Here is a 19,218-nt window from a genome sequence, read left to right as displayed (position 1 = left end):
GGCTATCAGAGTTGATGCGTAAAACGCAGGATTCCCTTCCTGAAAGAGCACTTGTGTTAAACTAAGGCTAGGGCGTTGTAAGCAAGGGATTTCCTCAGTATTATTGTCTAAAACTTACCACTATGACTATTACGTTTACACCTATTGAATTGCCATTCAAGGTAGGGGATATTGTTTTTGTCAATCAAGAGCATGGCCAACGCCTTGCAAATAAAAAAGGGCCTACCTATCCTTACTTTCAGGCTCAAATAGAACGTATCTTCTTTGATGGTCGATTGGAGGAAATGAGCGTGATTGATCAACCACTGGACACTTACGAATTGAAAGTAGCCACTACTGTTTATGAGCTAAAGCCAATAGGAATTTATAGTGATTTGGTTAAAATGCCGTTGAAGCTGACATTACCGATCAAAGAACCTAAGCTCTTCGCAACAGAACAAGATCTTAAGGACTATTTACAATCACTTCAGCATTTAGAACAACATGTAATTCCGTTTATGCCTGACCAGGAAGGCGCACGGTCTTAAACCAATATTCCCGAATATTTATGACAATATCCAGAAGTTGACTGTGAGTCTCGGGCTTATTAATAACTGATTGTGCTCCGAGCTGATAGGCTAATGAGATTTTATCATCATCTTCAATTCCAGTTAGCATAATAACCGGAATATCAGCCCATTGTCGATTGATTTTTAGATTCATCAATACTTCTAATCCATCAGGATAAGGCATTTGTATATCCAGAAAAATGAGATTAGGTTTAGCGGCTGGGTCGGCCATAACTTCCAGCATAATTAGGCCATTATAGAAAATACGTAATCGGCAATAGGGTATGACTTCGTGGATAGCCATCTCAAAGAGGAAAGCATCTTCCTCGTCATCGTCTACCAAATACACTAACTTATCCGAGAGGCTCTTAGGTAGAGATGGCAATGTCATAGACTGGGAGTAACTAGATATGAATAAATTATCTTTTCAAACATAACAAAAGCCACCCCAGAACCTCCCTGATAAATTAAAGTTTTATGTCTTATTTGCAAGATTATTAATGTAAGGTATTCATTATGAGGATATAGCTAAAAGAGCTACGTGTAATTTTTTCTGATGAATCAGCTATTTTTTGCCTGCAATGCACGACAGGGAAATGATAATAGTTTCCTTTAGAGAATTTAGAAAGTGAAGGCACATACTACTTTGTTGGCCTTACTAGTACTAGAGAAAAAATGCCCTGCTGATAGTTTGTACGCCTTGATGTATGAGCAGGACACCTGCAAAAGTGCCTGGAATAGGCGATATCCGCTGAACTAGCCAGTAATTAAACAGTTCTGTGTACTGCCTTTAGTAGAAAGCAGGGGAACCCGATGTTCAACAACTAATCATTACATTACAATGACTTTATGGAAGTGGGCTCAGGTGATTTTTTGGGTAGGCTGTATGATGGCAATTTGCTATGTAGTGACCACGTATCGAGATGATCCGAAAAGTCATTATTTCGGCCTGTTTATCAATATCATGCTCTTTATGGCCTGCGTATACCAGATTCGTAAAGTGTTTACTGAGGAGTCTGATTGAGCGATCTATTCAAAAACTCCACCACCTATGAATTCTGTCATTTCCCCAGGTGACCGCGTTAGTGTCGAAAAGACCGTGAAAGGATTCTTTCGGGGTCTTTACATGGCCACCGTAATTCACTGGACCTCCAGCGGTAGGCTTAAAGTTAAGCTGGACGGTAGTGGTATGGTCAAAATTGTATCGCCGGAAAATGTTAGAAAAATTGCAGACAAATCCACCGATGTAGATGGATCGAATGGGTTGACGAAATGACCTGTCCATATCGTGTCAAATCCCCTTGTTGAGAGCCTGTTTGACAATAAATAGATGTGTACGAACAAGGATCATTACTACCACACGAATTAGCCCATACAGACAAAAGGTAGTAAAAACGCCCATTTTGTCCATTTAAACAAAATAATTACCTGACAACTACGGCCGTAATTACCTTAGCCAGCAGAAAATCAATTTCCTTAATCGATGAGTATTCAACGAGTTTTCCTTATTCTGGCCTGGGCAGTACTGTTCATGCTCGCTGTTGATGCTGGCTTTACATTACTTAACCAGAAAAACACGTACCTCAATATTGCCGGACTTTTCTTCCTGGTTGGGGTAATCGTAGTCTCTCTAAAGACAAGAGCATTCACTAAAAATCCCTTTAACGTAAAATGAGCAAACTACGGATTGTAATCTATTCTGTTGTGGCCCTGTTGGCAGTACTCTTACTAAGTAAAAGTTGCACCACTGTGGATGCCAGTCACGAAGGTATTAAAGTCAGCAAAATAGGCTCCGACCGGGGGGCATCTGATATTGAAAATGTAACAGGCTGGATATTTTATAATCCGCTTACTTCATTCATCGAACAATATCCTACGTTTACCCAGACCAAAGATTTTGACCCATTTACTGTTAGCGCCAAAGGAGGTACCCTGTTCAAAATTGACCCCACATTAAACTATCATCTGGTTAAAGGTCAAGGTGCTAACGTATATCGAAAGTATCGAAAGGAGCTTCCCGACATTGAAAATAATATCCTGAGGACAATTGTATATAACTCCTACCGTGATGTAGCTAATACGTTTACTCCCGATTCATTAGTCAATAACCGGGTTGGTTTTGAAGAACAGGTCGAGGCTAAACTTCGTAAATCATTGACCGACGATGGATTCTCATTCGAGAACATTACCTCAAACCTGACCCCACCTGAATCATTACAGGCTATGATTGATGCCAAGAATACGGCTGTACAAAATGCCCTGCGTTTGAATAACCAGGTGGCAGCAGAAAAAGCAAGTGCCGAAATCGCTGTGACAAAAGCGAGTGGGATTGCCCGCGCAAAAATTATTGAAGCAGAAGCGGAAGCCAGAGCCAATGAACTGAAACAAAAGACGTTAACGCCTTTGCTGGTGCAACAGGAGTGGATAAAGAAGTGGAACGGCCAACTGCCTACTACTCAGCTTGGGAGTGGTACGTCAACAATGATTCAGCTACCCATTAAATAAATTGATCAGCCAAAAGGGCCTGCCTATTACTCTGAATCTGTCTAATTGGTCAGGCTTATTCAGCGTAATAGCCAACTATGGAATTTTTTGGAAGATCACTGCTTAATTGATCAATAACCTCTCTAATTCGACGTCGACCTATTGGAAGACGAGCGCCGTCGTTCATAATTAGGTGCGCTATCGTTGAAGAAATCACCACACAGCTATGAACCTGATCGGGATTGATAAGGTGGGCTTTGTGAATACGAATAAAATGAGGCCACCGATCACTATACCACTTTAGTGTTCTGCTGGATAAAATAGCCTTACCACTAACCAGGTGAACCATAGAGTAATTGACATCACCAATTAAATAGAGAACCTGAGCTGGATCAAAGTTATGTTGAAGTTGTGCAGCAGCTAACCGCTTCATACTGTAGATAACTTAAGTGGATGGAAATATAAAAACACTGATTCTGATGGACTCGGCGTTTTTTTTCGACCTTAGTAAGGCTCTTTCATCTAAGAAATGGTGTTCCCATCTTAATGCGTAAGAGTACTTACCCAACTTATGCAAAAAGCCCCTTCCTGATTTGGTTGGGGCTTTTGCCTTTAAAAAAGAGGTAGGTTGGATAATTCCACTGCAAGGTACAGTGCTGCCGGAAGTGGGTGGGCTAAATGTTGTGAAAAACCTGAATTGGATAGTGGACAACCGAAGTTTGTAGGTTAACGTAGTGTATTGAACTAGCGTTTCGCCTTTATCCTGTCCATGTCGACTCGTCGTAAACTACCTACACTGGGGAGGATGGAGTAGGCTTATTCGCTGGATTTAGGCTGGGACTTCAATCTCAACCCGGGTTCCATGTCCGGGCGAGCTTTCGATCCTGCATGTACCCTCAAGTGTATCGACTCGGGCAAGGATATTCCGCATGCCTATTCCGTTGGCTTGCGGGTCAATTGTAAATCCTACCCCATTATCACTCACCGACAAAAGGATTTTTCTTGCATTTTGAGTCAGACTTAGCACTACCTGGTCTGCCTGAGAATGTTTGATACTATTATTAATCAATTCCAACACTACATGGTATAACTCAAATTCTATTTTAGAGTCCGGGCGCTTTTTTAAGCCACTTTTGTCCAGACTGAATTGCATGTGTGGGTTAAAATTGAGTTTATCCGTTAAGGTTTGTAAAGCAGAAGCCAATCCCTGTGTTTGCAATTCTGTGGGTAGCAGGTTATGGGAAATCTGTCGAACATCCGAATACACATCTTCGAGCATCTGAATTAAACCGGCGTAGAATTTACGGTCTTCCTCGTTATAGTCTGATACATCCCAAGCTTCCATGCGCCAGCGTAATGCCGCCAGTTTGGTATTCAGATTATCGTGCAGTTCTGAGGCAACCCGTTTTCGTTCTATAGACTGGCCTTTAAAAAGAGCCTCCTCAATTTCCCGATTTTTGACAGTCAGTTCATGATTTTTTGCCGTTAGCTTCCGATTGGACCAGAAAATTATTCCCGCGAGTAAAATGGCCAGTGCCGATAAGCCAACCAGAAAATTACGCGCCTGAGTAAGCTTATCGTTCTTGAGCGTTTGTAGGCTTAATTTAGTCTGTTGCCGTTGCTTATCGAATTCATAATTCATTGCGGAGGCTGTGGCTTTTTGCAGGGATTCTTTATTAAGTAGTGAATCCGAAGCCATTTTGAATTTTTTATAATGGAACAATGCCTTATCGGTGCGGTTAGTAGCCTCATACGATTGGGCTAGTAACCAATGATATTCTGCGGCTTCGGCCAGCAAGGGCGGATCTGATTCTTCCGCAAATGCCAATCCTTTTGCTGCGTATGATAGCACCCGATTGTATTGTTTTTTTGCCAGATAAATTTTTCCGTAGTTCAGCTGAACCATGTGGTCCACAAAATCACCCAGATCGACAGCATCCCGATACAGTTTATCACCCAGTTGGGTGAATTTTAGCGCGTTTTCGTAGTCTTTACGCTTAATATATACCTTACCCATACGTGCGTATACCTTTGGTAGGCTATAGACTGCATGAATGGCTTTGTTGATCGTTTCGGCCTCGGACAATGCCGTTAAGGCAGCGCTGTACTTACCCTCTTTTTCGAAAATATCCGCCCGCTGATTTAGCAAAAATGCCTCAAGTAGTTTATCGTTACGTTTTTTGGCTACAATAGCGGCCTCATCAAATATTTTTAATGCTTCGGTATACAAACCCAACGCAGAATAAACTACACCAAGATTTGGAAGAGTGGAACGTAGTCCTGCCAAGTCATTTGCTTCCTCCTGAAGCTGCCGGGCTTTTAAATACAGTTCAACTGACTTGCTGAATTGTCCGCTACGGGCAAAAATCTGAGCCTTTTCATTAAAGACTGTCCCCTGCCATGGTTTATCATTCAGATCAATAAAAATAGCATTGGCTTTGTCTAAAAGGGGCATAGTTTCTTTTTGCCTCGTTAGGTTGCCTTCCAGAAGCTGTGCTTTTCGAATATAAGACTCGGCCTCCATGTGTCTGTCTTTCAGTTTAATAGAAATCAGCCGGACCGTATCCAGTTGGGCAAACGCTCCCTGCACATCAACTAATCGGTCGGCCTCAATACGAACAAGACGTAACCGGGCTTTTCCCTCGCCCTGTAAAAAGCCAAGACGTTTAGCCAACTGAGCCGATTGTATACCGTAGAAGATGGCTAGCGAATCATCACCGCCAAGCCAGTAAGCATAGCTCAGTTCATATAAGGTATGTACACGATTCGTATCCAGACGAGTTCGTGCGAGTTGTTTTTGTAATGAATCAATTTTTTGCCCCTGAACCTGAAGACATACACCAAGTAAGATGAGGAGCGCGCTTTTCCTGACGATACGGTTCAATAGCGAGCGTATACGAAGTACATGGGATTGAAGCATGGATAGGTTGCCTATAATAAAGGCACAATTTTTTTTTATGCCTTTAATATAGGATAAAGTTGGTAGAAATTGGTAGATAGTCTATAGCAGTATCTTGCTTTATCCGGCTAACCTCTGCAAGTTTTTTTGTGGCTTAAATGACGGCTATATGGAATTTATTTTTCTGATTCGACATAATCGCTGGGCACCCATAACTCCAATCGTTTTTGTTGGTGTTGTTTCTGGTTTTAGATATGAAAAAGCCATGATAGGGGCCCAAAGAAGGATAGCAATAGCACATGCTGCAAAGGCATCTTAGGAAGAGCAAACTTCTGTTTGGGAACGGTCTGCCTTGGCGGTTGAATGTTTGGCCATTTGGCACGAAGTTAAAAAAGTATCGTGTCCGGAATTTCAGGACCATCTCAAGGGTTGGAATTTCTGTTGACTAAGTGGCAATATGGTTAGCCCTTCTTACTGCTTTTTGCATTCTCCCGTTGTGTAGGATTCAATACCATGTGCTTTTGCTTCACACGCATTGCTATACGTCTTCCCATTACATCCACAAACAGGATCAAAATTGGTATAACACCCTGACGAGTCTCTTGGCTTTTCAATGCAATCTGGTTCGACTTTTTTGCTACAGCCGGGAAACGAAACTAGCATCCAAAACAGAAAGCAGAAACGCTTCATAAATGCTGAATTTAGGGTAAACGATTAACCTATGAAGTTGCAACAAATCTTACGGGCACGTCTCAAGTACTAGGCGTGGTTTATCTAACACGACTTCGCTTGTCGTGATGGAGCTAATACGCCAACGAATATCCGGTATAGGGACTAGGCCAGTCGTGAACCCCACATACCGCATAACCAGCGTATTATCTTCAATCTTATATTTATAAGGATGATTATAATTCGTATTACCATCAACCGGCTGACAAGCGTTTACTGTATCACCTACTATGTATAGATATTCTGTTGTAAACGTCCAGCGAGTAATAGGTTTTTCAGTAGGTAACACAGAAGTTGAAAGGCTATTCCATGTGCCTACAAGTTGGCTAGGTTCAACAGATAAACCCGGTTCCTTATGGCATCCTGCCAACACAACTAATAATATACATAGGCCAGGTCTCATAAGAAGTGGTTTTCAGCCTAGACCATTTTCAACCTTTAAAAGTTGGAATCGTTAGTAAAAAAAAGCTTTATGTTAAAGTCTAAAAACGTTGGAACAACGTATTGGCTGGGGGTAGAATCAATAAGTGCAAAGGTACTCGTTTATAAAAAGCTTCATTTTTTACCTAAACTTTCTAGTCTGTAGCTGGCTATTAGCGGCCTGTCATCCATCCTCAATGGTTGATGATATTCCTCCCTCCTGTACTGTAACCAAGCCCTTAGAAGAATTGTCTTGGTTAAAGGCAATTGTAGCAGACACAGTAGCCACTAAGAACCAGAATTTGTCTGTTCAGCAAGCCACTTATAAAGACCGAATTGTTTATATAGTATACATCGTGTCTGGCCCAGACAGGGGAGTAACCACCTTATATGACTTCCAAGGGACAGTACTATGTATACGACTCATGAGCTGGTAGATTTCTGTCTGACATTTTGTACTATGAAGGGCTTTGTTAACGTAATCGAACAGAAATGGCAGGAGTTTGATTGCGAGGAACAGATGATGGAGGCAACCTATGAAGCTACCGAATCGCTCACAAATCAGCTGTGTGGCCAGCGCCTATATAAAGAACGGGAGATGTTTTTACTAGGCACGGTCTCTCCATGATTCTCGCGAAAACTGAAAATTAGTTGCATTGCATGCGTTTATAGCTGATCGTTAGCCCGATTGATAGTACGCATGAGTAGCTCTTAGCGGCAAATTTAATTAATTAACCCAAGTTGTGTGGTAATAAGCTGCATTAAATAAAAAAGCATGGTTTGAATAGTTTTGAGTCGCCAAACCTAAACTATTGACCATGCTCCACTTCGACACCGACGACTTACGCGATGTGTTCGTGTACGCAATGATAGACGACTATCTTAAGACTTGCAACCACTGTCGCTCCACGGGCGCTTCTGCCAGTGGGCAACCACCTAAACTGATCGATGCCGAGCCGGGCCGCCGGTGCGGTCTTGTTTGTGTTTGTCATCGCTTGTCTGGACTTTGGCGGCAACTGCCAGCAGGCCATGCGCTCGATGAAGCGTGCTCGCAACATCACCCACAAACTCAGCCGCTCTCAATTTAACCGGCGACTCTACAGGCTGCAAGACCGGCTAGCTGAACTCGTTGCGTTGCTAAGTAGCTGGGCCAAGGCCGAGAATACCCACTTTGCCATTGATTCTTGTCCCCTGCCGGTCTGTAAAAACATTCGCATTAGTCGTTGCCGACTGGTGCAAGGAGCGGCTTTTCGAGGCTATAACGCCAGTAAACGGGAATATTTCTACGGTTATAAAGTGCATTTGGTCACGGCCGCTGATGGGCGGATCGTAGAGTTTGACTTCACACCAGGCAGTAACCATGATCAAATTGCCTTCGAGTTGTTGGGTTTTGACTTACCGGTCTGTAGCACCGTTTACGGTGATAAAGCCTATAACCACTACATCCAGGAGGACTTGTTAGCCCAAGCGGCTGGGATAGCCTTTGAGCCCATTCGGCGCAGTAATTCCCATCAGGCTGACAATGATTACTGCACCAACTGGCTGCGCCAGCAGGCGCGACGGCACGTGGAAACCGATATTAGTCAGTTAGTGGATCGCTGGCCTCGGCGCATTCATGCGGTAACGGCTAATGGCTTTTTACTTAAAGTAGTAGGCTTTATATTGTCCCACCACCTCTTGTTTTTCTTTTAACCACACAACTTGGGTTAATTAGTTAGCTTCAGTTTGGCAGTCAAATGTGGGTTTGAAATGGGAATTACCTGTTCTTTTATTACGGTTAATTTTTCCATTGCGCCCTTTTCAACAAAGCGGCCTTGGTCAAGGACGAATTCGGTAATATCCTCAATAGACACAATCCAATCCGTTGCGAATAGCTTTAGCGTATCGCCTTTCAGACCTAATTGAATGGCTCGTCTTTCTAATTTCCTGCCTGTCGGATTGTGATCTGGATCCCATTGCAACCTAACTTCAGACTCGATCAAACTAGTTTTCCAATGCTCTCGTGTAGAGTAAATAGCTGGCTGAAAAGAAGAATGGACGGCTTGCTTCAATAAGGTTTCAAAATTCTCTAGGCTGATTTCAATCGCTACGATCTTCTCTTGATTCTCCTTCTTGGCCCAACCTGACCTGTACATCATCCAAAGGAAGTTAGGCTTAATCCATGCCATTCGCGAAAATGAATAAGCTGGGCCTCCAAATCGTTGATGAGCAACAGCGTAATCAACAATCTGTGGATTGAATGCCTGATATACGATTATGTTTTGCCCCCGAAGCTGACCTAAAACAAGCTGGGCAGCTTGTGGCAAATCAGTTTCATAGTTTAGATACGGAATTGTTTTTAAAGTCATTTGTTCCAGAAATAGTAGGCAACACATAGACCTTTTCCGCTCGGGTGTTTGACCTATTTACATTAGTAGCCTCCTGAGGTAGACTGGCCGGGTGCTATGCACTAATTTTGCCAGGACTGTTTTTGCAGTAGTTTAGCTGCAATAATAAGCAGAAATAGACGCTTCTTCATGAAAACACCTTTCTCACCCATTTATTGGTTTACCGCTATTTTTATTTGCTTGTCAAGTTGTAAATCCTACCGGTATATATACCCTGATCCAGGGGTGAAGAGCAGAAATTTAACCATTGGTATACTCACGCCCAATTGCTATATCGGGGTCATTAAAGAAGCTAATAAAGTGACTTTCGACTCACTGACTTCCCAAAAGGCCAAGAAAAAATTACTCGAGTCGACTCAAGAGGCCCTGAGTCATCATCTTGCGGCCAAAGAAGTTACGACTGATACCGCTACGTATCGAAAGATATATCAGGAGATTTTTGCTATCAATACCAAACTGAATAGTACGAAGTCGAAGCCCAGGCGACAGCAAATCGTAGATTCGTGCCGCATTTCAAGGAGCCTGGATTCACTGATGCAAGTAAATGGCGTTGATCAGTTGATTATTTCCTACCAACAAGGCTTTTATCGAACAAAAACTAATTACAGGCAACAGAGTCTAAAAGGAGCTGGAGTGGGCTTGTTAACGTTGGGCTTGTACATGCCCGTACCAATAGGGGCCTCATCACTCATCCTGACCTGGGTAGTGGACCGGGGCAGACAGTCCCTGGTGTTTACTAATTTCCATGTTGAGCAGAACCACCCTACTAATTCCGCCTATTTGAAGCAGCAAGTCTGTGAGTTATACCAGCGATTCTATACCGCTACCTATTCTAATGGTGTTTGTTATCCCTTCTAAGCCTTAACGTAATATTACATGATACTCCTCTATTTCTTTTGCCCCTGCTGGAACCGGTTAGTGGAGAATGGCGCAACCCTGCGCTACCGTAAAGGGGATAGTGTAGCTTTATGAGAGAAATTCGGAATTAAAGCAATTTATTAAAGCTACCCTTGCTATATGTTACAAGTATACGTTATCAACTGCGGTTATGCTGTATTTTGTTGGCCACGTTCTTTTGACAGCTCCGGCTGACCGGACGGTTTCCGAAGTTTATAAACCCCTGAAAATTAATGTGGCAGTTTTCACTTTGTATTACTAGAAAAGTTATTTTGGAAGATCCTAAACCCAAGATTTTTGGTCTTTAATAACGCTATTAACTGCACTATATAATGGTAGAATAGGAGCCTTTGAAATCGTGCGGATTAGCTCAGACCGAAGATTATCCTGCTCCTCTTTATTGTGTAAATGAGCTGCCAGTCTATGAGTGTCAGAATGAGCAGTATCGGCTAACTTAGCTAAGCCGTCATAGGATTTTAATATTTTCTCTAGATCGGAAGGAGAGTTAGACTCAAGGGGATAATGAACCATATTTTCTAAATTGGTTAAGATGGCTAAGGTTATACGATTCTACCGAATTTAGTTTAAAGCAACCTTATTAAGTCAACATATTTGACCTCTACTTTACTATTCGGTACTTTATTAAATAGGTAAATCTTAGAATATAATCATGTTGGTTAACAGAAACTTACCAATAAAATAGTTTATTTGCTTCCATAAACTAGTATCCACCCATGACCCCGGAACAGATTGCCCGTCAACAGATTGACCGAATGTTGGTCGATGCTGGTTGGCTCGTACAGGATGTGAAGACCCTGAATTTTTCGGCTGGCCTGGGTGTCGCTGTTCGGGAGTATCCAACCGATTCCGGTCCGGCTGATTATCTACTTTTTATTGACCGGAAGCCAGTAGGAGTTATCGAAGCAAAACCGGAAGGGGCTATCCTGACTCCGGTAGAGGAACAGTCGGCCCGCTATGCTGTCAGTAAATTAAAGTGGCAGAAAGACCATCAGCCCTTACGATTTGTTTATGAATCCACCGGAGCAGAAACCCATTTTACTGATAACAGTGACCCCGCTCCCCGGTCAAGAGAAACCTTTTCGTTTCATCGACCTGAAACCCTTCGGGACTGGGTAAAACAGGGCACCTCCCTACGTCAGCGACTACAAGGGTTTCCTGATCTGGATACATTGCACCTACGGGACTGCCAGATAACAGCTATAACGAACCTGGAAAAATCCTTCGGGAAGAATCAGCCCCGGGCGCTGGTTCAAATGGCCACTGGATCCGGTAAAACCTTCACCGCGATTACCGCGACGTACCGGCTGTTGAAATACGCCAAAGCCCGACGGATACTGTTCCTGGTCGATACCCGAAACCTGGGTGAGCAGGCTGAACAGGAATTCCAGGCATTTTCTCCCAATGATGACCCCCGGAAATTTAACGAACTCTATAACGTACAGCGGCTCCGGTCCTCCTTTGTCGATCCGTCGGCCCAGGTCTGTATCAGTACCATTCAGCGGATGTACTCGTCTCTGCGGGGGGAGGAGATTGATGAAACAGCCGAGGAGGAGTCGCTGAATGAACGGGTGGTTACGCCGGTTTCCCGTGAAGTAGTCTATAACGCCCGTATTCCGATTGAGGCTTTTGATTTCGTGATCATCGACGAATGCCATCGCTCCATTTATAACGAGTGGAAGCAGGTGCTTGATTACTTTGACGCCTTCCTGATTGGTTTAACGGCCACACCCGACAACCGAACCTTTGGCTTCTTTAACCGGAATGTAGTCAGCGAGTATACCTACGAACGGGCGGTAGCTGATGGGGTTAACGTACCCTTTGACGTGTATTCAATCGAAACCCACATCACTAAACATGGAGCGGTCGTAAAGGCCGGCGAGTGGGTCGATAAACGGGAGCGACAAACCCGTAAAAAACGGTGGGAGCAACTGGATGAAGAGATTACCTATTCTGGTACGGCTCTTGACCGGGATGTGGTAAACCCGGATCAGATACGTACCGTTGTTCGAACCTTCCACGATAAACTACCCGAGATTTTCCCTCACCGGGCAGAGGTCCCTAAAACCCTGATCTTTGCCAAGAGCGATTTCCACGCCGACGATATTATTAAAACTGTCCGGGAGGTATTCGGAGAGGGCAATGAGTTCTGCCGGAAAGTAACCTATAGCGTGGGTAAGAATGGGGGCGAAAAACCATCGGAAGTTCTTCAGCAGTTCCGAACGGCTTATTATCCCCGGATCGCCGTAACCGTGGACATGATTGCTACCGGTACCGATGTCAAGGCTATCGAATGCCTTCTGTTCATGCGGGATGTAAAGTCGCGGTCGTACTTCGAGCAGATGAAAGGCCGGGGCACCCGTACCATGCCGGGCGACGATCTTCGGAAAGTAACCCCCTCGGCGGTAGGGAATAAAACCCACTTTGTCCTGGTCGATGCAGTAGGGGTTAGTAAGTCCTTAAAAACAGATAGTCGGCCGCTCGAACGTAAACCGGGGGTTTCCCTGAAGAATCTGCTCTGGAATGTAGCGGTTGGGGGCGATACCTCAGAAGATACCCTGACCTCACTGGCGAACCGGCTTACTCGTCTGGAAAAACAACTGAGTCCGGCAGAACGGAATCAACTGACAGCGGCCGCTGGTGGTAAAACCATTAACCGGGTTGTCAATGAGTTACTGGATGCCTATAACCCCGATAAACTGGAGGAACGGGCACGACTCCTTCTGGAAGTTACTGGAGAAGCAGTAACCCCTGCTATCCTGGACGATGCCCGAGAGGAACTGATCCGGGAGGCTATAGCTGTATTTGATGATCCCAACTACCGAAACCTGATTGAATCTATTCGTCGGGATCACGACCAGTTGATTGATGGCGTAAATCTGGATACGGTTATTTCTGTTGGCTGGGATGCCTCGATGGCCGAAAAAGCGGGGACGATTGTCACTGATTTTAAAGTCTATCTCTACGAACATCGGGACGAGATTACTGCCCTTCAGATCTTCTACAACCAGCCGAACCGACGCCGGGAGCTTACCTACCGGATGATTCAGGAAGTAGGGGAGAAGCTTAAAACGGATCGGCCCGATCTGTCTCCGTTTACGGTCTGGAAAGCCTACGAGGTATTGGACAAGGTAAATGGGTCGCAACCTAAACATGAGCTGATCGCCCTGGTATCGCTGATCCGGAGAGTGCTGGAGATTGATACCGTACTAACCAGCTACGATCAGGCGGTGAACCGGAATTTCCAGAACTGGGTGTTCCGCCAACAGGCCGGAGCGTTGAAATTCACCGAAGAACAGATAGAATGGTTGCGGATGATGAAGGATACCATTGCCCGATCCATCCACCTCGACCGGGACGATTTTGATCTATCCCCCTTTGTGGAACATGGCGGTCTGGGTAAACTCTGGAACCTGTTCGGAGATCGGACGTTCCCGTTGATTGATGAACTGAATGAGCAGCTAGCCGCCTAGACCCTCAGCCAATATTCGTTTGTATTTCCGTTTGACCGTGGCCGACTGGGTAAAGCAACGTTTGACCCGGATAAACTCATCAGTAGTCAGTTGTCCGATAATCTGATAGTCAACACCTTCCACTGGATAGATGTCAGCAAGCGTCTCAATCGGGTACTCGTCTATTTGCTGCCCGTATAAGAAGGTGTTTTTAGGAAATGCCCAGCCGTCGGTCAGAACCGGCTGATTGGCTATAAATACGTAACAGCTAAAATTAGCCTCTGCCAGTTCAATACAGCCGTGGGCAATTGGCTGGTAAGACGGAACGTAATCCTGACTGGATGGGAGCGATGCCAGAATAGTTTGATTGGCTGTTACCTTTAGAACTAAAAAGTACTTGGGTTTGGCTGTATTCCCACTTTTAAAATAAAACGGGTCGAAATACAGCAGTGAGCCTTCGATAAACACGGTGGATACGTAGTAAAAAAGTAGCCCCGAGCAGGGGCTATAGGGATTCACTTATACTTTTAACGCTCGGCTTTGTTCCAGATAGTCCAGTTGACCGGTGTACATTCGTTTTCGTTCGGGCATGTCGTCCAGTAAACGACCGAAATCAATTTCGAAATTGGTCGTTGTCATTCGTCCCTGTTCGAGGTAGTCTAAAACGCCGTTCTCTCGGGCCGTTTGGTACCAGAGCGAATGGGGACGGTGGATTACTTCGACCAGCCGTTCGGCGGAGAGTGAACCATAGGTTTTGGCCACCAGCGCCAGAATTTCCATTTCGTTATCCGAAAACTCGTCATCCGAAAAAGGTTGGGAGGCATGGATAAACGTCTTACAGTCTTCTTCCTGACGCTGAATATAGTTTGCTAGTAAAACGGGTTCTTCGGCCGACAGATCAACGAAAACGTCTTCGGCTACGGGACCTAACCGCCATACCAGAAAAGGCATATTGAAAAAGGGTAAGCCGTAAGTTTTTACCGAAACCTCCTGTACTAGGTAAATCAGTTTGAGGGCCTTGGTTTTAGAAATCGGGCCCAACCTATCGACCAGGTAAATAAGGACGTTACCGAGTTTGGCCAAATCGGCTTGTGTATAGGGTTGGCTTTTCGTCATGTAACAGGAAAATGGGATACAAATATACGTAATATAACAACAATAATCATGCTATGTTTTCGCTAAGCATCTGATTTACAGTTTAGAAAGAAAGAGCCTTCGAAAATCTACCCGAATTTCCTATGGCTTGGTAAGCCCTCGTCCCTCGTTAACTCTCCACCGATTCTGTATCTTGCCTATCCATTACCGAATAAAAATCATGTCACAGTTGCCGGAAGGTTGGGTTAGGAAGAAGTTGGGGGAAGTGATAATGTCAGGGCCACAAAATGGATTATATAAATCCCAAACTTTTTACGGCTCAGGAAACCGAATCGTTAGGATTGATAATTTTTATGATGGCATATTAAATCCACAAGAATCGTTCCGTCGAGTTCAAATTGAACCAGAGGAATTAGCCTTATACAAACTTAATCAAGGAGACATACTGGTTAACCGGGTAAATAGCATGACCCATATAGGGAAATGTGCCAACATAAAAGGTTTAACAGAAGAAACCGTATTTGAAAGTAATATCATGCGGTTTGCCCTAGATTCACAGATTGCCCATACCCAATATGTAGTTCACTTTCTAACAAGTCCATCAGGCTTAAAGGAGATACGGAAAAATGCCAAACAGGCAGTGAACCAAGCTAGTATTAATCAACAGGATGTCAAAGGAGTCGAGATATTTCTCCCCCCTCTCCCCGTCCAGCATCAGATTGTAGCTAAGATCGAGGAGTTATTTTCCGAATTGGATGCCGGAGTACAGGAGCTAAAAACGGCCCTCGCCCGACTGAAAACGTATCGTCAGGCGGTTCTCCATCATTACCTGAATAACCCGGATTGGGAACGGGTGAAGCTAGGAGATGTAGTAAAACGAGTCTTTGACGGGCCGTTTGGTTCAAACCTTAAAACAAGTGACTATATTCCTCAACCAGGTTATCAGGTTATTCGCCTAGAAAATGTTGGCCGAATGGAGTTCATTGGTGAGAAAGAAACTTTCATTTCGGAAGATAAATTTACGTCTCTTGAGAAACATGAGATCTTCGATGGAGATATTGTCTTTTCGTCTTTCGTCGGAGAGAATGTCAGAGCTACTCTTATTCCACAACTTAAGTACAAGGCTATTAACAAAGCTGATTGTTTCTGTATCCGGACAGATGAAAACCAGGTGAATCGTAAATTCTTGGTTTACTCACTAAGTACCGAACGAGTCCATAAAACCGTAACCCTTGATGTTCATGGAGCAACTCGACCTAGGATCAATACTTCCCAACTTAAGAATCTGGAAATGCCTTTCCCTGGCCTCACTACCCAAACCCAAATCGTATCGGAAATCGAAGCTCGGTTATCGGAGGCTGATGCGATGGAAGCCACGATCCGTCAGGAACTGGTTCGGGCTGAGAATCTACGACAGAGTATCCTGAAACAGGCCTTTGAAGGTAAGCTGATTACTACGTCTGTTGATAAACTAAAGTTAGAGGAGTTGGAAGCCATTCCGGAGCTATTTCCGGTCTATGAGGGCCGGAACGCCGGATCGTCAGGCGATCAGCTGAGTTTGTTTTAATCGAGTCCTAAATCCACATCACGTTAATGGCCATTACCGATTACCACCGGGCAGTCTTCGATTTCCTGGAAACCTACCGGAGCGAACACCCGGAAGCTGAGTTGACCTATTTGCTCCGGCAGAAAAACAAAGCTGGCAGACCCAGAAACGTCTATCTGTTTTCAGGAGACGATCATTATATCTCCATCGGCTTATACCTCCCGGTTAGTAATAATAACAAGACCCGAAGCGTTACGCTCTGTCTCGGCTATGATTCGGCTACCAACCTAATCAACTATTGCCGCCTGATGATTGTATTCGATGACCCACATTTAATGGCTCAACGGGAAATATACGATCAGATAATTCAGCAAATTGGGCCGGATAAGTTTCGAAAAATTAGAGGCTATCGATACGAACACTACTATACAGACCCTGACTGGAAGGTCAATATAAGTACTTTCCTGGACGAACATAGAGTGATTATTGAAAACATCATTCGTGAGTCCGGCTCGTACGACACATTTCATGTTCCTAAACAAGAACTGGAGGAGTCCATTAAAGTTGCCAGCCAGCCAGTAGTCGCAGAAACCGTAGCCGATGTAAACTACTGGGTTTTTCTGGGGAGTCCGTCCCAATTTCGGATTGTGAAGTCGCTAGAAGATAATGCCCTTCGAACATGGCGAGTGACAGCCCATTCCCAACAAGTTAAAGTCGGCGATAACGTCATTTTATGGGTAACAGGCACGGAAGCTGGGTGTTATGCCCTAGCCGAAGTAGTGTCGGAAGTATACACCGGCTTAGATGAAGTTGGCGAACAGCCTTACCAGTTAACCGGATTTGCGGGTGAATCGGCCCAACGAGTAAAAATAAAGGTACTTCTAAACCTATGGAATCAGCCCGTTACCAAAGCAGACATTCAGGGATTGCCAGCCTTCGCTGATTTTAAAGGCGGGAACCAAGGGACTAATTTTACCGCCACCCAGGAGCAGTTTGAGACTATTGAACGTTTGGCCCGGTCAGTAATTCCGATAGCGGGCCGACGGTTCTGGAAGTACTCCCCTGGAAGTCAAACAGCTGGTTTGTGGAACGATGTTGAGGAAAGGATCATGGCCATCTATTCATCGAACTACGATATCGGCCCTCTTGATCAGTACAATACGTTAGCTGATCTCGACAATTATACTGGTAAATCAGATAATACCCCAAATGAGACGTTGAACATGATGATGTTCAGGGATTCATCCATCGGTGATGTAATAATTGCCAACTGGGGGCAGAACAAAGTTGTTGGTATTGGCCTTATAACTGGCCCCTATCAATACCGAGACGATACAATCCATAACAGACATTTTCGAGCAGTAGACTGGCTTGCAGATAAGGAGTGGTTATATACCGAAAATCAGTTTCCAGGTATTAAGAGACTATTTCAAAGTGATACTTTTTCTCCAATCCTATTTGGCCCCCAAATTATCCAGGAGTACGTTAAACCGTATCCCCAGTACCGACAGGTTTTCGAGAAACACGGGCTACTTAATATTATTCAACCAGAAGCCATCATGCCCAGTCCAAAAATGGATGCTCGATACCCTAAAAACATTATCCTCTATGGCCCTCCAGGTACGGGGAAAACCTATGAAACTATAAATCTGGCGGTGGACATTATAGATGGTAAGGAGAAAGACGACCGTAAGACTACTAAAGCCCGGTTCGACCAGCTTCGGAAAGAGGGCCAGATCGAGTTCGTTACCTTCCACCAGAACTATACCTACGAGGATTTCGTGATGGGGCTGAAGCCGGATGTAACAGCGGGGAATCTTCAGTTCGAACAGCGGGAGGGTATCTTTTATAAGATGGCTAAACTGGCCCGAGCTAACTACGAAGACAGCTTACCAACAAGGCCGAAAATCAGCCTAAGGGCGTTTGAAAAGGCATTTAATGAGTATATAAAAGCTGTTAGAGCTGGTAATGAAATGGACCTCAAAAGTAGTAATGGGGGAAAATTCCGAATAGCAGATTATCAGGATAAATATAAGGCCCTATGGATAAAAGTTCCTGAAAGAAAAACGCGTCAACTTATTTCTATTATAACTCTTGGTGAGATGTATAGAGGTATTAAATCTATTGACGAGGAAGGTCCATATTATGAGGCAATTATAAAAGGTATACAAGAGTTGGGTTCCTATGACTCGACTTCAGAACCGATTGAACTTAAAAACTACGTTCTGATCATTGACGAGATCAACCGGGCCAATATGTCTCGGGTATTCGGGGAGCTAATTACCCTACTGGAAGATGACAAACGGCTTGGAGGGGATAATGAACTGACTGTAACCTTACCATCGGGCGAGCTATTTTCAGTTCCGCCTAATCTGTACCTGATCGGAACCATGAATACGGCCGATAAGTCCCTGGCGTTACTGGATATAGCCCTCCGTCGCCGGTTTGAGTTTATCTATAAAAAGCCCGAAGCCCACCTGCTGGAACCCGATTTAGAAATAATGCTGAACAACCTGAACCGGTCTATCCGGGCTCAACATAAATCCGCCGATTTCCTGATTGGCCACGCTTATTTTATCGGTAAGACCCAGGACCAGCTAAACGGAGTTTTTAACAACCGTGTTATCCCGCTCCTGATGGAGTATTTTAACGGGAATGCCAAAACTGTCATTGGGATTCTGGACAAAGCGGGCGTTAAAGCGGTACAGGATGAAATAACCGACCAGTTGATCGTCAGCTAGCT

17 protein-coding genes are annotated in these 19,218 nt (G+C 44.3%); 10 read left to right on the top strand and 7 right to left on the bottom strand.

The window, feature by feature from the left end:
• The first annotated feature begins 122 nt into the window (after window positions 1-122).
• The gene (locus EXU85_RS19840) at window positions 123-527 is read left to right on the top strand and encodes a hypothetical protein (RefSeq protein ID WP_142773752.1); all 405 of its coding nucleotides are present in this window, start codon (window positions 123-125) and stop codon (window positions 525-527) included.
• On the opposite strand, the gene EXU85_RS19835 is transcribed toward EXU85_RS19840, so the two are convergent.
• Entirely contained in the window at window positions 496-939 is a 444-nt protein-coding gene (locus EXU85_RS19835) for a response regulator (protein WP_168207827.1), read from the bottom strand. The genes EXU85_RS19840 and EXU85_RS19835 overlap by 32 nt on opposite strands.
• 660 nt (window positions 940-1,599) lie before the next feature.
• On the opposite strand from EXU85_RS19835, the gene EXU85_RS19825 reads away from it, so the two are divergent.
• The 3 genes from EXU85_RS19825 to EXU85_RS19815 all read left to right on the top strand — a co-directional run bounded on the left by EXU85_RS19825 (window position 1,600) and on the right by EXU85_RS19815 (window position 3,053).
• Entirely contained in the window at window positions 1,600-1,824 is a 225-nt protein-coding gene (locus tag EXU85_RS19825; RefSeq protein ID WP_142773750.1) for a hypothetical protein, read from the top strand.
• A gap of 207 nt (window positions 1,825-2,031) precedes the next feature.
• A complete protein-coding gene (locus tag EXU85_RS19820) occupies window positions 2,032-2,223 on the top strand; it encodes a hypothetical protein (RefSeq protein WP_142773749.1) in 192 nt (63 codons plus the stop codon).
• The gene (locus EXU85_RS19815) at window positions 2,220-3,053 is read left to right on the top strand and encodes an SPFH domain-containing protein (protein WP_142773748.1); all 834 of its coding nucleotides are present in this window, start codon (window positions 2,220-2,222) and stop codon (window positions 3,051-3,053) included. Before EXU85_RS19820 ends, EXU85_RS19815 begins: the two co-directional genes overlap by 4 nt.
• 55 nt (window positions 3,054-3,108) lie before the next feature.
• Here the strand turns inward: EXU85_RS19815 and EXU85_RS19810 are convergent, their stop codons facing one another.
• The 3 genes from EXU85_RS19810 to EXU85_RS19800 all read right to left on the bottom strand — a co-directional run bounded on the left by EXU85_RS19810 (window position 3,109) and on the right by EXU85_RS19800 (window position 6,594).
• Window positions 3,109-3,465, bottom strand: coding sequence for a LytTR family DNA-binding domain-containing protein (locus EXU85_RS19810; protein ID WP_142773747.1), 357 nt, complete (start codon window positions 3,463-3,465; stop codon window positions 3,109-3,111).
• Window positions 3,466-3,861: 396 nt separating this feature from the next.
• Entirely contained in the window at window positions 3,862-5,952 is a 2,091-nt protein-coding gene (locus EXU85_RS19805; RefSeq protein WP_142773746.1) for a tetratricopeptide repeat protein, read from the bottom strand.
• A 450-nt stretch (window positions 5,953-6,402) separates the two neighbouring features.
• Window positions 6,403-6,594 carry a Kazal-type serine protease inhibitor domain-containing protein gene (locus tag EXU85_RS19800; protein ID WP_246859640.1) on the bottom strand — a complete coding sequence of 64 codons (192 nt, stop codon included), beginning with the start codon at window positions 6,592-6,594 and terminating at the stop codon, window positions 6,403-6,405.
• Between the two features lie 946 nt (window positions 6,595-7,540).
• Between EXU85_RS19800 and EXU85_RS19795 the strand changes: the two genes are divergently transcribed.
• Both EXU85_RS19795 and EXU85_RS19790 read left to right on the top strand, forming a co-directional pair.
• Complete coding sequence (locus EXU85_RS19795; RefSeq protein ID WP_246859165.1) at window positions 7,541-7,708, top strand: hypothetical protein; 168 nt, start codon at window positions 7,541-7,543, stop codon at window positions 7,706-7,708.
• A gap of 320 nt (window positions 7,709-8,028) precedes the next feature.
• Entirely contained in the window at window positions 8,029-8,772 is a 744-nt protein-coding gene (locus EXU85_RS19790) for an IS982 family transposase (protein ID WP_142770562.1), read from the top strand.
• Window positions 8,773-8,786: 14 nt separating this feature from the next.
• On the opposite strand, the gene EXU85_RS19785 is transcribed toward EXU85_RS19790, so the two are convergent.
• A complete protein-coding gene (locus tag EXU85_RS19785) occupies window positions 8,787-9,428 on the bottom strand; it encodes a DUF4291 domain-containing protein (RefSeq protein ID WP_142773744.1) in 642 nt (213 codons plus the stop codon).
• 264 nt (window positions 9,429-9,692) lie between these two features.
• On the opposite strand from EXU85_RS19785, the gene EXU85_RS19780 reads away from it, so the two are divergent.
• Window positions 9,693-10,325, top strand: a complete 633-nt coding sequence (locus tag EXU85_RS19780; RefSeq protein ID WP_142773743.1) for a hypothetical protein — start codon at window positions 9,693-9,695, stop codon at window positions 10,323-10,325.
• 773 nt (window positions 10,326-11,098) lie between these two features.
• Complete coding sequence (locus EXU85_RS19775; RefSeq protein ID WP_142773742.1) at window positions 11,099-13,855, top strand: DEAD/DEAH box helicase family protein; 2,757 nt, start codon at window positions 11,099-11,101, stop codon at window positions 13,853-13,855.
• Here the strand turns inward: EXU85_RS19775 and EXU85_RS19770 are convergent.
• The gene (locus EXU85_RS19770; RefSeq protein WP_210422389.1) at window positions 13,844-14,353 is read right to left on the bottom strand and encodes a hypothetical protein; all 510 of its coding nucleotides are present in this window, start codon (window positions 14,351-14,353) and stop codon (window positions 13,844-13,846) included. The two genes, EXU85_RS19775 and EXU85_RS19770, sit on opposite strands and share 12 nt — an antisense overlap.
• The gene (locus tag EXU85_RS19765; RefSeq protein WP_142773740.1) at window positions 14,354-14,950 is read right to left on the bottom strand and encodes a Panacea domain-containing protein; all 597 of its coding nucleotides are present in this window, start codon (window positions 14,948-14,950) and stop codon (window positions 14,354-14,356) included.
• 199 nt (window positions 14,951-15,149) lie between these two features.
• On the opposite strand from EXU85_RS19765, the gene EXU85_RS19760 reads away from it, so the two are divergent.
• Both EXU85_RS19760 and EXU85_RS36065 read left to right on the top strand, forming a co-directional pair.
• Window positions 15,150-16,496, top strand: coding sequence for a restriction endonuclease subunit S (locus EXU85_RS19760; RefSeq protein WP_142773739.1), 1,347 nt, complete (start codon window positions 15,150-15,152; stop codon window positions 16,494-16,496).
• 26 nt (window positions 16,497-16,522) lie between these two features.
• Window positions 16,523-19,216 (top strand): AAA family ATPase, encoded by a 2,694-nt coding sequence (locus EXU85_RS36065; protein ID WP_142773738.1) that lies wholly within the window; start codon window positions 16,523-16,525, stop codon window positions 19,214-19,216.
• The last annotated feature ends 2 nt before the right edge of the window (window positions 19,217-19,218 follow it).

Source organism: Spirosoma sp. KCTC 42546, assembly GCF_006965485.1.
Lineage (GTDB): Bacteria > Bacteroidota > Bacteroidia > Cytophagales > Spirosomataceae > Spirosoma.
The sequence above is the reverse complement of the archived record's forward strand: the minus strand, read 5'-3'. Positions and strand labels throughout refer to the sequence as shown.